Raw genomic sequence first — 14,883 nt, 5'->3', positions numbered from 1 at the left:
CGAACGTCACCGTCCACGTCATTCGACAAAGCCACATCAAACAGCGCCGCTTGACCTTCTATGACCGTCTCTGTACTCACCGATAAGGTTGGCGTGTCATTATCAAGAATGACAGTGTTTTGCTCACCGTCGCCCAGAGTACCAAACCCTGAAGTCACACCGACTTGAAACGTTTCATTACCTTCAAATACCGTATCATTTATGGTTCCTATCGACACATCCAAAGACGTAACGCCAATCGGAACTTCGATCGTACCATCGGGCCCAATACTAATGATAGTGCCGTCGGGAGTTGTTACAGTGACGGTTGTCAAATCTTCAAGTTCAGCAGTGCTCGCGGAAATAGAGAGGGTTATGCTGGTAACTTGGGTTGAGGGCTTATCAAACTCAATAACGTAATTAGCGTTTTCACCTTCGTTTAACGATGAAGGACCTATTAGCGAAACTTCAGGAATAGGAACAACCTCAATATCAACTGATAAAGTGTCGGTCCCTCCATTACCATCATCGACAGTAATGATAAAAGTATCGTTTCCATCAAAATTGGTATTGGGTACGTATGTCCAAGTTCCAGACACTGAGTTTAGCTCTACGCTTCCGTTCAATGGCTGACTAGTTACTGAAAAAGCAAGTATGTCGTCAGGGTTTGGGTCTGTTGCAAACACTTGGCCGCTCACCGATGTATCCTCATTAGTTACGAACGAAAGGTCGTCACCAATGGGGTTGCTGTTAGTATCTGTGAAGGGCGGTGGTTGTTGAAACGCTTGAAACTGATTGAGGAGGGTGAGGCTTTGTGTTGTGGTTAGCCCAAATTGACTGAAGATCCCAGATGTTTCATAATCTGTTCTTGGCGTTGTTATTTCGGCAGTTCTCAGTATGGACTCAATTCCTGACGGACCTGATCCAACTTGACCGCCAGCAGCCGTTGCAAATTCATCCCCCAACTCTGTTGGATCCTGCCCTTCCTCAAGAGCTGCCAAAATCTCATCAATTTCACTGGTGATATCTTGTATATCGTTACCGTCATCTGCTAAGCCGATGTTTAGATTTGGCTCGCTAGGGTTAGGGTTTGAAAGGACCAGTTCGCCAGACTCAACAGTACCACTACCGTCCAATAATCGAACACTACCGTCTCTCTCGATAACTATTGTCTCACCCGCAGCTAGATTGCCAGCAACTATCAACTTTTCAACACTCATTATACTTCCTCTACTAACGCTCCCTGCGGACATAAAAAACCGAACGAAGTCGTTAAAAGCGTTGGTTCTAAAGAACCGACTTTGGTTTAAATACCAGCTATTCAAACCTAGTCAGATTGAATAAGCTAGCAATTAATAGCAAACAAGTTTCATATTCGAGATGTCAAACACAGGTCCTAGACATAACGATCAACTGATAACATACATATGTTTTGTAAGTTATTTTTAATATATATAAACAAAACAAATACAATTACTCACTATCAGCTTAGTAGTGACTCTATAAAAGTGCTATTTTCATTTTTATTTGAATCTAATGATTCTCATTAGTGAGACGCGCGGATTTGTTTGGAGTAAAATACGAAGATGTGTGAAAACAGACTCTAATGTTGCCTTTGACAAAGTAGTCTTCAACACTAGGTGTAACATTTGAAATAACTCACCAGACCAAGTTTTTAAAAACATATAGAAGGAGAGCACGCTACACTCTCCGTTTATTTATGCTTCTGTTTTTGGAAGGTTTGAGGCTGCACCTTGCTGAGACAAAAACTTTATCCAACTTTTGGCTTGACTTGAAGGTTCAAGCTGTTCGGCCCGTTTAGCTTGAGACAAAGCTTTGCCTAACTGTTCGAGTTTATAGAACACACGAGTTTTCGCTAATGCGACAGCCGCCCGCCTTCCCTCAACTTTATCAAGAACCGAAACAGATTCTTGATAATATCCTTGCTGGATAAGAAGCTGCGCAAGGTTCCAATTGTATTTCGGAGCCGTTTGCACTGTTTTCTTCCAGATCGAAATTGCCGTGTCCCACTGTTTCGCCAGTTGCCAATATGTGGCCTGCTCGACAAGTAGTTGAATGTCTGTCTGAGCATCCTTTAGTTGACTAATTTCGATCGCAGCCCTTTCTGGAATACCTTGTTTGGCATATAACTGAGCAAGTATTCGGCGATCATTTTGACTTAATGCTAGGCCGTTAAGCTTAGCAAGCGACAAAGTCCCAAGGGCCTGTTTTTCTTTACCTACTTGCATTTGCAACGTGGATAATTGTCTCCACCACTGCAGCTTTTTAGGCTCTATTTCTATTAACTGGCCCAATGTAACTATTGCATCATGTGGAAGATTTAATGCTAACTGAGCACCTAGCATCAGAGATAGCGGTTGCAGGCGGTCTTGCACATCATAGTTTAAATAGCGTTTGACCGATATGACCACATCGCCCCATTGCTCCAACTGATAATGAGATTGCGCGATACGTAGCCAAATATCATTTTTTTGATGATCTTTAGGCACCATTTCAACCAGTTGGTAGTAATGCTTTAGTGCTTGCTTAAATTGGCGCTCTGTTAAGTAGAGATCGGCAAGCATGCGTTCACTTACCCAAGCTTGTTCATCTTTTAACAGGCCGCTAGCAACGGCATAGTCCATTTGCTCAATCGCATGTTTTGTTTGACCATCTTGCCAGTAAAAAACCGCCATAACTCTTGCTACAAACGCTTTATCGTAATCAAACGAAGTATTGGTCTCGCGTAAAACTGTGATCGCTTGCTTGAATTTTTCGTCCTGCGCTAGCTGGTTGGCCTGTTGAAGGCGTCCAGCTGTGTAACGACTGAGCTCAGCAGAAACAGCAAGAGATGACATAAGGCATACTGTAATCAAGGCACATTGTTTAATCATTTTGATAATGTAAACTCCAATTTTACCGTCTGGCCCTGCTGAGCCACAGCCTTACCATCAACAATCATTGGCTGATATTTCCACTTCTTAATCGCATAAATAGCCTCTCGGTCAAACATATATTTGGGCTCTGATTTCTGAACTTGAATATCAACTGGCTTTCCGGTTGCATCTATAGTGAACATAACCTGAACATAGCCTTCCACCTTACGCTTTAAAGCTTTGGAGGGATAACGAGGCTCAACTCGATAGAGAGGCATGACTTGCTGCTGAACACCAAAATCACCAAACTCCGGCGCGCTAATGGCTAAACCTTGAATACTGGTATCAAGGCCAAGTAATGGACTCTGCATATCAGAGATATTCGCTATTGAATTATCAACACGTGATACAGGCTGCTGCTCTGGCATTTGAGGCGTTTTGGGTTGCTCTGGAACACTTCGCTGTCGACGTTGGGTATTAGAGTCATTCTCAACAACAAGCATATCAAACCTCAACGGTGCTTCATCAGTTGGAGCCTGCCTATTATTAATATTGACCATCCAAGCCATTAATGTGAATACTGTTAAAGTGCATAATCCAGCGATTGGAACAGCGACAATCCAGCGCACCATTATTTTTTCTCCGCTGCGAGTGCGATATTCTTGACCCCTGCTTCTTTAGCTGCGTCCATCACCTTAACCACAGTTCCACTGTAAGCATGTTCATCAGCCTGAATAACCAAAGCTGCATCGGGCTTGTCCAACAGTAAATGCTCCAACGCCGCTTGAACCCGCTCTGCATCAACCACTCTCTTATCTATGTATATATCGTTAGAAGAGGTAACTGCAATGAAGATACCCGCATCTTTCTGACTAACGGCACTGCTAGCCTGCGGACGATTAACTTCAACCCCAGACTCTCTGACAAAAGAGCTGGTCACAATGAAAAAAATCAGCATGATAAACACGATATCAAGCATAGAAGTCAGATCAACCTGAGCTTCTTCTTGTTTATGATGACGTCGGCCCAGTCTCATCGCTGACTCCTTAACGATTTTTCTAATTTCACTTCTCTTACTTGGCAGGCTTTGAGCAAACGAGCATGGAAAAACATGCCAAATAAAGCTGCCACCATACCCGCCATTGTCGGCAAAGTCGCCAACGAGATCCCCGAAGCCATTAACTTAGGATTACTGCTGCCTTGGTTAGCCATTACATCAAAAACCGAGATCATTCCAGTAACTGTTCCCAACAGGCCAAGCATTGGACAAATGGCCACCAATACTTTAATGATATTTATATTTTGGTAGAGTTTTGTGTGGGCTTGTGCCAACCAACCATCACGAATTGAACGGGCATACCATGAGTCTTGTTCACTCCTTGAATGCCAGCTTTTAATCCAAGATGCTCTGTGTTTAGGGAACTCAACAAATAAGTATATCAAGCGCTCTATCATTAGAATCCAACATAAAGCCACCACCCCAAATAACCACCATAGTAGTTGACCACCTTGCTGCATAAAGCTTTGCAAAGATATCAACCATGGACTTCCAGTGACAAACTCGGGCAGCATTGCAATGAATATATCCATTAAGCGACTCTCTCCAGAGATGCCTCATCGCCGACAGAGTCTTTCTCTGCTTGTTGAGCAACTAACGAAATACCTTGTTTTTCTAGAGTATTACGAATCAGTTCAGCCTGTGAACTCAGGATATTATGGGCTAGTAAAAGTGGCATAGCAGCAACCAGACCAAGAACTGTCGTCACCAAGGCCATAGATATTCCACCAGCCATCACTTTAGGGTCACCATTACCAAATTGGGTAATCACTTGGAATGTCTCTATCATTCCGATTACCGTACCTAATAACCCTAACATAGGCGCCAAAGCAGCTAGCAACTTAAGCATGGACAGTCCCTTTTCAAGTTGCGATTGTTCATCAACAACAACTTCAAGTAAGCGCAGTTCAAGTGCCTCAACGCTCAAGCATTTATCTTTTTTGTATACAGCTAATACACGGCCAAGAGGGTTATCTCCCGGTACCTGAGGTGACTTAAGTTGAGTTCGAATCTTTTGACGTGCTTTGGATAAGATGATTCCCCTAAAAAAGGCGATAATCATGCCAATCAAAAGTAAACCAAGAATCACTTGCCCTAACACGCCGCCAGCTTTCACCCTATCCATCAAGCTTGGACTATGAGCTAGCTGTTCAAGCAACATACCGCGAGTCGGATCCAGTACAGTATCCTGCATCGGACCAGAACTAAGCTTAGAAAGAGTCGGAGTATTTTCTGGCTGTTTAGGATAAAGCTGCGCCTCACCTTTGATAGCATTCCATTTCAGGTATCCGGCCTCTGAAACGAGGCCCAATGAGCCAACTCTAATAGCCGTTTCTTTCTGTATTTCTCCAGCACCATTAACAAAACTGACCTGGGTGGATGCTAGTTGGCTACTCGCTTGTATTTGCTCTTCAAGTGCTTTCCATAGCCCAGTGAGCTGCTGCATTGAAGGTAATTCTGTCGCAGCGGCAACTTTTTGTACAATATCTCTATAATTTTGTGCATCAGCAGAAGTAACTGAGCTATTTAACTCAGATTCTAATTGCTTCGCATTTTGTCGCACGACTCCAAACACTTCGCCAAGGCTTCCCGTCTCAAGTCGAAGCTTTTCTTCCAATTTAGCAAGCTTTTTTTCGTTGTCTGCAAACTCAGAAACCAATTCATCATTGTGTTTTTGGATATTATTACGCTGCTTAAGAAGCGATGCTTTAAGAGATTTAAGCTCTTTCTCTGTTTGTTGAAATGTGGATTCACGTTTTTGGTTATGCTGACCTTGGCTAACACTTTCAACTTTTGCTTTGCTGACGATGTCATTATTTGAATAAACTGAAAATGGCAAGACCGATAGAGTCAAAAGAAAAATCATTAGTTTAGATTTCATTTATTTTGACTCCAAAGTTTGTGATAGGGGTAATGAGAGTAGACTTGGCGCCGCTTGCTTAGTAGCAACATTAAAGGCTTTGTCTAGATCAGGCTTAATGGAGCTATCAAGCTGTAGCCATTGGTTTTGTAATTGATCCCATACCCATGACTTAGTGCCATCCAAACTGCGTGCAACTAAAGAAACTCTCCCAAGGTGAAGAACTTGTACTTGACGAAAGTTTCCATCCACTGAAATCTTACCTTGATAAGTTCCCAGTTTTACGCCGTAATCAAGCTCTATCTGATACGCTTCAAGTATTCGGCGATACTTTTCCGCATCACTCACATCGGCACGTACCATCATTTTTTCAAGCTTAGAAATACGCTCTAGTCGCGTGTCGTATTTTATTGGAAGGTCGGATTCTACAAAGTCTTTTAATCCAGATATCATTTGATACATAAGAGGCACGACACCTTGACGTGTGTTGTTGATCTCTTCAATTTGACTTTCTAGGTTTAACGCTTCTTCCGACTGGCTCTCGATCAGAGCTGTAAGGTGATTTTGATATACTTGTAAGTTTTTAATCTCTTCCTTGAGCTGATCGATATCTCCTTGAAGAATGAGAGTGTTCTCTGCGACAGTATCTATTCGTTTTTGGCTAGATGCCGAAGCCGTATTGGTACTTAGTTGGATGGACTGCGCGTTTTCAAAGCTTGTTGCGACAGTATTGGTACTAAATGATGCAAGGATCAACACAAAGCTGGGGGCTATTAGTTTCATAATGTGTCTATTTTTTTGAGCAGCTCAATCATTTATTGAGACGCAATCTCATTTCCATTTGTGCGTATGTTAACGTGATTGTGCAAAATTTCAATCATCTATATGTCTATTACTCAATATAATCTCTCAAATAGTCTGAGTTGAACAATTTTAACCCAACTTTTAAGCAAGACACAGAATAATAACACTAATGAAAATAGAGGTTTATTACTTTTCCGCAAAGCCAAACGACCATACAGAGCTAAGAAGGCTGCGAAGTTTAACTTTTGTTGCCCTCCAATGCGTTGCTGGCGTGCAGGGAGCCACACTAATAAGGTGCTGGTAGGCATTTTCATCCAGTGTTACTTCACCGCCGTGAGCAAGTAACAAGGTTTTAGGCTGCATGCTGTAAACCCGTTCAAGTGATTGGCGGTATTTATTGGGATGAAAAATTGGAAAAGGAGCAATCAAACGCTTTTTGACTTTCACTATTAAGTCAGCAACATAAAGAATATCTTGCTGCTTGTGATAAACAGATAAATCTCGATCTGTGTGGCCCGGAGTTTCCAATACCACCCAATCTTCGAAATAAGGCACAGGCTGACTATCATTTAGTGTGACATCAGGCTGTAAGTACCTTGGGTACCAAAGTGTTCTTTTAGGTTTCTTTAGTCTTCCTGCCACCCATCGAGCAAGTATTAAGTCAGTGAAATGCATAAGCATACCGTCAAGCCCTTCATACCACTGCTTGCTCTTATTCGCCGACACCAAGACACACCCCGTTAGATCTCTGAGTTTATGCGCGGCCCCAGCATGATCCGGATGCATATGTGTGACGATAACCACTTTGAGGTTTGAAAAAGGCTGGCCGATTTCATCGGTAATATAACGTTCAATATAGGGAATATCCGCTCTACTCGCGCCATCTAAAAGCATAAGTTTATCGTCATATTCCACAAGATAAATTTTTTGTATGTAACCATTAATAGCATGTAGCTTCATGTTGTAACACAGTATTAACAAACCCTGACCAGTTTAATTTAGCAACCCATGTTTAATTGAGAAGCTTATAAGCTCTAGATCGTGAAGTCAGACCAGTTATCCATGATGCTACTTAGAGGTAAATAAGCTCTAAAGTCGCCCGCCAGTTCGATAAAAAACCAGCGAAAATAAGATAAGACCGCACCCGTTGTTGCCCCAACTAACATCCAAGTTGCTTTACTCTCTGCGTTCAATTTCGCTACTCTTAAATTAACTTATCTGCAAAATTATGATGCCTGATAGTGTCAGATCTGGCTTTAATATGGCGATGAAAAGCCAACCTAGAACGTGGTCTAACACAGTTGAGCATTAGATATAGGAAAAATAATGAAGATCATTGGTCATCGCGGGGTTGCAGGACACCACCCTGAAAACACCAAAGTCAGCATTGAAGCGGCGGCTAAATTAGGGCTTGAATGGGTCGAAGTCGACGTACAACCAACCAAAGACAATATTTTGGTTATTTGTCACGACCATACCATTGACCGATGCAGTAACGGCAGCGGACGCATTGACGAACAGACGCTCGCAGAACTTCGTCAATTTGATTTTGGTGCCAAATTTGGTGACCAGCCTGACCAGCAACCCATAATGACTCTAACAGAATTACTTTTGCTGGCTGATGAATTAAACCTAAAACTCAACTTAGAATTAAAAGTAGACCGACACGATAAAGCGCATGTTGCTCAACTTTTGAAACATGATTTAGAGTCTTCACCCCTTTGCAATGATTCAATTCTACTTTCTAGTTTTGATCATGGGACACTAATCGAGCTGCACGCCGTATTACCTGATTGTCGCATTGCAGTACTCACAGAAAAACTGCTTCCCCGAGATATCAAATTGTTGGAAACAATATCGGCATTCGGTTGTAACCTCAATTATCGGTTTGCAACTGAAAAAGATGTTCACAAACTCCAAGACCACGGCTATCAAGTCTGGTGCTTTACCGTAAATAGGCCCTCAGACATCCAATCCCTTAGTAATTTAGATGGTATTTTCAGCGATTACCCAGAGCGTTTTTTAGACCAGTAACCTGAAAACGCGAGAGATTTACCATTCATTAAAACCGGTTAAGATCACATATTTGTTTATTAAACATCCATTACAAACGTCCTAATAACTCTTTAATTATTAATAAAATTCATTAGGTTAAGCCTAATCTCAACCCAAATTTATATAAATATAAAACCATCACTAATGACGGTTTTCTCTTGATCCTTGTAAATAAAACAACTACTGTATATACATACAGTATTGGATATAAGGACAGTATAGATGCTTCATTTACATTCAACCAATCGCTTGGCAGTAGCACACTACCATTGGGCAGATCAAAGTGAATCCATCAAACGCCTAGCTGGACTGTCCGATCAAAAGCAATGGATTCTGTTTACTGCGGAATGCCCTAGACCGAGCTTGGATATCTTCAACGCCTATAACGTGAACTGCGGAAATATTATTCATTTGAAGCCCTCAAAGACTTTGTGTGAATGTGCCATCGTCGAGAAGGCAATAAAATCACGTAATGCCAGTGCGATTGTCGCTTCTAATAAAGTCAGTACATTTGATCAAAAGATGCTGAGTGATTTGGCTGCTGAGTATGGTTGTCAGGTTATTTTTATTGAGAAAGGACACATGCATTACCACTAACTTCGAACACCGATGGGTATCACCGGATAGTTAGCCCTCTTACCTTATCCGTTTTATTCATTCGCACATAATGCAAACGTTTGCTTTTTTGTGGCAGCCTGCGTTATTTCTGGTATGATTCAATCCAAATCGATTATAAGCGCGGTTACAATCGTAAATTTCTGACACAGATAGGATTATCCAGATGACTCTTGCTGATCAAGTTCTTGCTACAAATGATGACCTTCCCATTCGTACTCACAAACCAGTCCACAGTGGTAAAGTTCGTTCTGTTTACTGGCTAACCGAGCAAGATAGCCGCCGCCTGATTGAAGAGAAAGGCTATGACGTCGCACCTGATGCTCCTCTCGCTATCATGGTGATCAGTGACCGTATCTCAGCTTTTGATTGTATTTGGCACGGCCAAGGCGGATTAAAAGGGGTGCCGGGCAAAGGCGCAGCACTTAATGCTATTTCCAATCATTGGTTTAGCTTGTTCAAACAAAATGGTCTTGCCGACAGTCATATACTCGATGTCCCTCATCCCTTGGTCTGGATAGTTCAAAAAGCAAAGCCAATTATGATTGAAGCCATTTGTCGCCAATACATAACAGGCTCAATGTGGCGTGCTTATGAAAAAGGTGAACGCAATTTCTGCGGTATTGAGCTGCCAGAGGGACTTAAAAAAGATACTCAGCTCCCTGAATTATTGATGACCCCTTCCACAAAGGGGATCTTAAAAAACATTCCCGGTGTACCAGAAGCTGACGATGTAAACATTACTCGTAAAAACATCGAAGAAAACTTTGCTGCGTTTAACTTCTCAAGCCTCGATGATATTCAACTCTACGAAAAACTACTTAGTGAAGGGTTTAACCTGATTAGCCAAGCTTTATCTGAAGTCAATCAAATCTTCGTCGATACAAAATTTGAATTCGGCTATGTTGAAGACGCATCCGGTAATGAAAAACTTATCTATATGGATGAAGTCGGAACACCAGATTCCTCTCGGATTTGGGATGAACATGAGTACCAAAATGGTCGCATCGTTGAAAACTCAAAGGAAGGTTTCAGACAGTTCTTATTAAACCACTTCCCGGACCCAGACATTCTACTTAACAAAGAACGAATGGCGGAGCGAGAAACTCTGGCTAGAGATAATGAACTACCCTCTGAGGAATTGATGGATATTTCTAGAACCTATATCAATATCGCTGAAAAGATAACTGGAAAATCCATTCAGTTATCGAATAATCCTAAGCAAGAGATTATTAATATTCTTAGCGATGAATATGGGTTAATCGATTAATTGAGTATTAGATGAAATAAAGCGTTTTAAGTAATAAACGTTACCATTATTGTTGGGGTGACTCCATCGACTAAAACGCTTTTATCGCATCTCGTTTACCGCCGATGAAAACCACCTCTCAATTGTTAAATCAGTTGCATAATGTTAGCATCCCTCGTAAAGGAGGGCTCTATGACTTTATCGTCCGATTTAATCGCATTTTGGGAAAGCTTTGATTGGCCTTGTGGGCTCAAAGACCCTAGCTACCGTTTCGTTTATATTAATCCCGCATACCGAAGAATGCAGAACTTATCTAAGTCCTTTGATATTGAGGGGCGCTTGGACGGTGAACTTCCAACTGAGACTCATGAATTCCAAGATGCCTTTCAAGCCCATGACCAACTAGTGATAGACACCAATGAGACAAAAAGCTCTATCGAAATCCACCCTTTTGGCAAGAACAAACTCCTTGAAGGTTGGGTATTTCATAAGAAGCCTTTTTATATAAAAGATAGATTTATTGGTGTTTTCTTTTGGGCTGAGCCGGCTAGGAAGTTTGACACTGACATATTTACCACTTTTGGTTCCAAGCCCATTTCCATTACCTTAAATCCACCAACCTCAATATTGACTGATCGAGAGTGGGAAGTCCTTTACTTTCTCTTAAAAGGCGATAACACCAAAACCATTGCCATCCAATTAGCATTACAAGTTAATACAGTAAGAAAGTATTTAGACAGTATACGCTCAAAATTAGGTGTATTTTCTCAAAAACAAGCCATTGATTATTGCAAATCTAACGGCTGGGATAGATACGTCCCTTCAAAATACATAATAAGACATAAAATTTTAAATTAACCTAATTTTTATAAGCTGAATATTATATTTATTTCATCAACATTTTTTATTAAAAAAAGTGGCATGCAATAAAGCATGCCACAAAAAATCACAATTATTTTTGGCAAGGAAGTTAAAAATCATATTAGAGAGCTTCCTCTTACACTAAGTATGGTTCAAAAAGCGTATAAGACTACACGCAGATTGACCATTGCGCCTTTGTTCAAGCTAAGAGATAATGCCCCCTTGCCAATCCACTGTTATTATCATACATAATAATAAACCAACCTATTTTTGCGAATTGGCTTCAATCATAGCGGTAAAGTCCATCATGAGTAGCGTGAAATCAAGATCTATACAGCACAACTCAGACTCACAAACTCATTGGCATCAACATGACATGGCTCAGTTATACTGGCTCACTCAAGGCACTGCTACTATAGAAACCCTTGACCAACAGTGGACAATGACACCCGCTTCTGTTGGTTGGATTCCAGCCCATTTAGAGCATAAATCCAGTGTAGTTTCCGAGATAGAAGCCTTCATTATTTACCTCCCTGTCACCCATGTATCATCACTGAACAGCCAGGCAAAGGTTATCGCTTCTAATAGCTTGATTTCTGCCTTAATTGAGCGGATAAAAAACTTCAACTTTAAAGACCTGACTGAGCCTCAACAACGATTAGTCGATGTGCTCGTGGATGAAATTGCTTCAAGCCAGTCAAATGACCTTTTTCTGCCATTACCGAAAAAAGACAACATACGTCGTCTTGCTCATTGGCTCATGTCCCACCCTGACGATACAAGATCCCAAAACGAATTAGCAGCAGAATTTGCAACTAGCCCGAGAACGCTAAGTCGCGTATTTAAAAGCGAGACAGGTATAAACTTCAGTACTTGGCGACAACAAGCTCGATTAATCACTTCTCTCACTTTGCTTAGCCAAGGTATGAGTGTCACCTCCACCGCCCTATCTTGTGGCTATGCTAACACCAGCAGCTATATCACTGCTTTCAAAGCCCGATTTGGAATAACGCCTAGCCAATATTTTGATTGATCGCCAATAAATTAGTTTTCAATTTCAATTCATTTTATATAGCCGATGTACAAACACCTTTAAATAACAAAATAGAGAATTATAGTCATCATATTTGGGCATAGAATCGATATTTAAACATATAGAAATTAATTTGTATTAATTTACGACAGCCGCAGTAGCCACAATTTTTATATTGGATAAAATTGGCATCATTCATAAATGGTTGGAAGTAAATTATGCCATTGCAGGTAGGCAACACAACAAGTAGCTATAATACAAAAACTCATAATATTTTTGATAGTGCCAAGGACTTCGAAAGTTTCTCTCGTAGTATTAAACGAATAACGAATGTTCCTTCAGGGGTTATATATAGCCCATTTAATAATCACGATATGGTCGCTCAAGCGCTAGGCATTAACACTGCAAGAGTATTAAAAGGAAAAGAGCCTTTCCCTCTGATATGCTGCCCTCTCAAGCGTGATGCATTGAAAATCTCACTAAAGGAATTTAAGCAGCAGGAGCTACAAGGGCGCTTAAAAGAAGGCCCAGATTATGAAAAGAGATTTACCTCTTCAATCAAACAAAGCGGTGTTAACGCGGTGCACAGCGAATATCCAGTAGAAACCAAAATACTGGGTGAATATCAATCTATTAATCAGCTTTCAGTCATCGACCCCAAAAACTTACCCAATCACACGATAGAAAGCATCTATGTTATCGGTCACGGTGCCGCTGGGTTGCCTAGGCTATACCAAACAACCCAGTCCGAGACTGGCTCTAGACCAATCGCTGACGTGATTAAAGAAGTCAGTCACCTCGTCAAAAATAAAGTTAAGCCTGGTGTAAAAATTAAACTTACTGCCTGTGAAAGTGCTGATAGAGAAACGCTGTCATCATTTGAAAATACGGGTGATATATCAGAAACAAAACAAGGTACTGAACCACTTGCCAAAACAGCAAAAACCGAGGCAAATAAGCACCTTCCCCAATCTAGGGTGTTTGGCTATCACGGTTTAGGAGTCACTCGTGGAAGTGGCTATATATCACAAGCTAGGTGCCTAGACTCAGATTTTGATAAAACAACGAAAAAGAGCTACAACTGGAGAAAAGCAAGCACGGTAAGAGAAGAATTTTAAGCGCCTTGCTTTGGTGTACTAGAATAAAGGGCTTGGATTAAAAGCTGCCCTTTATTCTAGTGTTCGAAGAGCCATCCTCAGGAAAGCCATAGTCTAGAAAACAAAAGTTTAGAAAGCAAAAGTAGGCGTATTAAAACCAAAGTATTTCAGCTCATCTTGAGATAAGTAATGCATGTCATCAGACGAGGCTGAGTACAGAGTAAACCAGTAAAATTCTTCAGGCTTGATCAACTCAACCTTGTGGTAATAGTCAATGTATTCTTGGTGCTGTGGGTCCTCAGCTGGAAGATCAGCGCCCTCAACAAGATTGCCATTGTCGTCATCACTCGCCCATGAATGAACCCCAACTTTTGCGCCCTGATCCACTTTGCGCTCAACACCAGACAAAAATAAGTCTGTACCGCCAGATTCGACCCGACTATCACTTTCAAGCAAGGTACTTATGCCCATATCATGGATCTTAGTCGCTAAGCGCAAATTGGTTTCATCATCTAGTGAACCTGGTACATTTTGCAAACGGAGAAGTTTGATATCAGGATAAAACTGCGTCATTGACTCAAAAGCTTGATACGATCCCGAGCATATCTCACCATTGACATTGGCTTGAGACAAATTTCTATCGACAACAAAGGTCAATGGCATCACATTGCCCTCTCTCGCTTCTTGGCAATCAGATTGAAATACGTAAGGCTTTTGATAGTCAGGGTTAGACTGACAACCGGCCAAGGCCACCACTGACATAAAGACTGGGAATAAAAACTTCAAGGTAACTCCAAAACACATAGATTCTAGGAGCATCTTATTGTAGAGCGATAATTTTTATATATAGCCTTTGTCAGCAATTGTCAGTTTTCTGTTATTCGCTCCTAGCGTGATGTCTCCTTGTTCAAGGGCTAATCGCTTCTATCTAAACGGGACTCACCCCCAAATGTATTTGAATATAGGAAGTAAGGAGATAACGGATTTTTGCCCCGAAATAATTTAGACTATTTTCGCTGTTCAACTCTCGATTCCAAATACGACTTAGTTTTTCTAATGATTGGATTCAGACTAAAACTTAGTGAACTTGGGTTGATTACAAGAGCTATCGGTTTGCCTCGTGGTTTTCTACTGAAATTTTATTTAGTGGGCTTACAGTACCAGCAAAGTGCTCACCAATTACATGTGTATAGATTTGTGTCATCGCCACATCTGAGTGGACTAGCAATTCTTGAACTGTCCGGATATCTTGACCAAAACATTTTGTTCTAAAAATTTACTTGCCATCTCCACTCTACCTTGCTGTGTATCCGCACAGTTTATTAGGTTTGAATCTGGTTTGAGTATGAAAAATGGCTTGTTTTGTTGAGTGCTTAGTCTCGTTTTGTCGATAGAA

At 41.2% G+C, this 14,883-nt stretch carries 16 protein-coding genes and 1 pseudogene; 6 read left to right on the top strand and 11 right to left on the bottom strand.

Going from position 1 to position 14,883, the window contains the following annotated elements:
* The 9 genes from MHN79_RS20585 to MHN79_RS20545 form a co-directional block, all read right to left on the bottom strand.
* Positions 1 to 1,199, bottom strand: a 1,199-nt coding sequence (locus MHN79_RS20585) for an Ig-like domain-containing protein (protein ID WP_239174845.1), incomplete at its 3' end; no start/stop codon positions are given.
* A 498-nt stretch (positions 1,200 to 1,697) separates the two neighbouring features.
* Positions 1,698 to 2,873 (bottom strand): hypothetical protein, encoded by a 1,176-nt coding sequence (locus MHN79_RS20580; protein ID WP_239174843.1) that lies wholly within the window; start codon positions 2,871 to 2,873, stop codon positions 1,698 to 1,700.
* A complete protein-coding gene (locus tag MHN79_RS20575; protein ID WP_239174841.1) occupies positions 2,870 to 3,487 on the bottom strand; it encodes an energy transducer TonB in 618 nt (205 codons plus the stop codon). The genes MHN79_RS20580 and MHN79_RS20575 overlap by 4 nt, the downstream gene beginning before the upstream one ends.
* Entirely contained in the window at positions 3,487 to 3,891 is a 405-nt protein-coding gene (locus MHN79_RS20570) for a biopolymer transporter ExbD (protein WP_239174839.1), read from the bottom strand. Before MHN79_RS20570 ends, MHN79_RS20575 begins: the two co-directional genes overlap by 1 nt.
* A complete protein-coding gene (locus MHN79_RS20565) occupies positions 3,888 to 4,445 on the bottom strand; it encodes a MotA/TolQ/ExbB proton channel family protein (protein WP_239174837.1) in 558 nt (185 codons plus the stop codon). The genes MHN79_RS20570 and MHN79_RS20565 overlap by 4 nt, the downstream gene beginning before the upstream one ends.
* Positions 4,445 to 5,794: a MotA/TolQ/ExbB proton channel family protein gene (locus tag MHN79_RS20560; RefSeq protein ID WP_239174835.1), complete on the bottom strand. Its 1,350-nt coding sequence runs from the start codon at positions 5,792 to 5,794 to the stop codon at positions 4,445 to 4,447. Before MHN79_RS20560 ends, MHN79_RS20565 begins: the two co-directional genes overlap by 1 nt.
* Positions 5,795 to 6,556, bottom strand: coding sequence for a DUF3450 domain-containing protein (locus MHN79_RS20555; RefSeq protein WP_239174833.1), 762 nt, complete (start codon positions 6,554 to 6,556; stop codon positions 5,795 to 5,797). It abuts the gene before it with no gap.
* A gap of 207 nt (positions 6,557 to 6,763) precedes the next feature.
* Positions 6,764 to 7,537 carry an MBL fold metallo-hydrolase gene (locus MHN79_RS20550; RefSeq protein WP_239174831.1) on the bottom strand — a complete coding sequence of 258 codons (774 nt, stop codon included), beginning with the start codon at positions 7,535 to 7,537 and terminating at the stop codon, positions 6,764 to 6,766.
* A 74-nt stretch (positions 7,538 to 7,611) separates the two neighbouring features.
* Complete coding sequence (locus MHN79_RS20545; protein WP_239174829.1) at positions 7,612 to 7,770, bottom strand: hypothetical protein; 159 nt, start codon at positions 7,768 to 7,770, stop codon at positions 7,612 to 7,614.
* A 133-nt stretch (positions 7,771 to 7,903) separates the two neighbouring features.
* On the opposite strand from MHN79_RS20545, the gene MHN79_RS20540 reads away from it, so the two are divergent.
* From MHN79_RS20540 to MHN79_RS20515, 6 genes are all read left to right on the top strand, one after another.
* Positions 7,904 to 8,611 (top strand): glycerophosphodiester phosphodiesterase family protein, encoded by a 708-nt coding sequence (locus MHN79_RS20540; RefSeq protein WP_239174827.1) that lies wholly within the window; start codon positions 7,904 to 7,906, stop codon positions 8,609 to 8,611.
* Between the two features lie 243 nt (positions 8,612 to 8,854).
* Positions 8,855 to 9,229, top strand: coding sequence for a hypothetical protein (locus MHN79_RS20535; RefSeq protein ID WP_239174826.1), 375 nt, complete (start codon positions 8,855 to 8,857; stop codon positions 9,227 to 9,229).
* A gap of 184 nt (positions 9,230 to 9,413) precedes the next feature.
* Complete coding sequence (locus MHN79_RS20530; RefSeq protein ID WP_239174825.1) at positions 9,414 to 10,517, top strand: phosphoribosylaminoimidazolesuccinocarboxamide synthase; 1,104 nt, start codon at positions 9,414 to 9,416, stop codon at positions 10,515 to 10,517.
* A 171-nt stretch (positions 10,518 to 10,688) separates the two neighbouring features.
* A complete protein-coding gene (locus MHN79_RS20525) occupies positions 10,689 to 11,354 on the top strand; it encodes a LuxR C-terminal-related transcriptional regulator (RefSeq protein WP_239174823.1) in 666 nt (221 codons plus the stop codon).
* 310 nt (positions 11,355 to 11,664) lie between these two features.
* Complete coding sequence (locus MHN79_RS20520) at positions 11,665 to 12,390, top strand: AraC family transcriptional regulator (protein ID WP_239174821.1); 726 nt, start codon at positions 11,665 to 11,667, stop codon at positions 12,388 to 12,390.
* A 218-nt stretch (positions 12,391 to 12,608) separates the two neighbouring features.
* Positions 12,609 to 13,508 (top strand): hypothetical protein, encoded by a 900-nt coding sequence (locus MHN79_RS20515; RefSeq protein ID WP_239174819.1) that lies wholly within the window; start codon positions 12,609 to 12,611, stop codon positions 13,506 to 13,508.
* A gap of 108 nt (positions 13,509 to 13,616) precedes the next feature.
* Here the strand turns inward: MHN79_RS20515 and MHN79_RS20510 are convergent, their stop codons facing one another.
* Positions 13,617 to 14,273, bottom strand: a complete 657-nt coding sequence (locus MHN79_RS20510; RefSeq protein ID WP_239174817.1) for a hypothetical protein — start codon at positions 14,271 to 14,273, stop codon at positions 13,617 to 13,619.
* Positions 14,274 to 14,592: 319 nt separating this feature from the next.
* Positions 14,593 to 14,742 (bottom strand): annotated as a pseudogene (locus MHN79_RS20505) (recombinase XerD); the annotation flags it as partial.
* Positions 14,743 to 14,883: the final 141 nt, after the last annotated feature.

Source organism: Vibrio sp. Of14-4, assembly GCF_022347625.1.
GTDB lineage: Bacteria > Pseudomonadota > Gammaproteobacteria > Enterobacterales > Vibrionaceae > Vibrio > Vibrio pristinus.
Note: the sequence above shows the minus strand (reverse complement) of the source record. Positions and strands in the feature narration are given on the sequence as shown.

Coding starts and splice junctions, on each gene's coding strand:
- MHN79_RS20525 (WP_239174823.1), top strand. CDS start 10,689: ATGACTTTATCGTCCGATTTAATCGCATTTTGGGAAAGCTTTGATTGG.
- MHN79_RS20550 (WP_239174831.1), bottom strand. CDS start 7,537: ATGAAGCTACATGCTATTAATGGTTACATACAAAAAATTTATCTTGTG.
- MHN79_RS20580 (WP_239174843.1), bottom strand. CDS start 2,873: ATGATTAAACAATGTGCCTTGATTACAGTATGCCTTATGTCATCTCTT.
- MHN79_RS20535 (WP_239174826.1), top strand. CDS start 8,855: ATGCTTCATTTACATTCAACCAATCGCTTGGCAGTAGCACACTACCAT.
- MHN79_RS20565 (WP_239174837.1), bottom strand. CDS start 4,445: ATGGATATATTCATTGCAATGCTGCCCGAGTTTGTCACTGGAAGTCCA.
- MHN79_RS20555 (WP_239174833.1), bottom strand. CDS start 6,556: ATGAAACTAATAGCCCCCAGCTTTGTGTTGATCCTTGCATCATTTAGT.
- MHN79_RS20570 (WP_239174839.1), bottom strand. CDS start 3,891: ATGAGACTGGGCCGACGTCATCATAAACAAGAAGAAGCTCAGGTTGAT.
- MHN79_RS20520 (WP_239174821.1), top strand. CDS start 11,665: ATGAGTAGCGTGAAATCAAGATCTATACAGCACAACTCAGACTCACAA.
- MHN79_RS20560 (WP_239174835.1), bottom strand. CDS start 5,794: ATGAAATCTAAACTAATGATTTTTCTTTTGACTCTATCGGTCTTGCCA.
- MHN79_RS20540 (WP_239174827.1), top strand. CDS start 7,904: ATGAAGATCATTGGTCATCGCGGGGTTGCAGGACACCACCCTGAAAAC.
- MHN79_RS20530 (WP_239174825.1), top strand. CDS start 9,414: ATGACTCTTGCTGATCAAGTTCTTGCTACAAATGATGACCTTCCCATT.
- MHN79_RS20575 (WP_239174841.1), bottom strand. CDS start 3,487: ATGGTGCGCTGGATTGTCGCTGTTCCAATCGCTGGATTATGCACTTTA.
- MHN79_RS20515 (WP_239174819.1), top strand. CDS start 12,609: ATGCCATTGCAGGTAGGCAACACAACAAGTAGCTATAATACAAAAACT.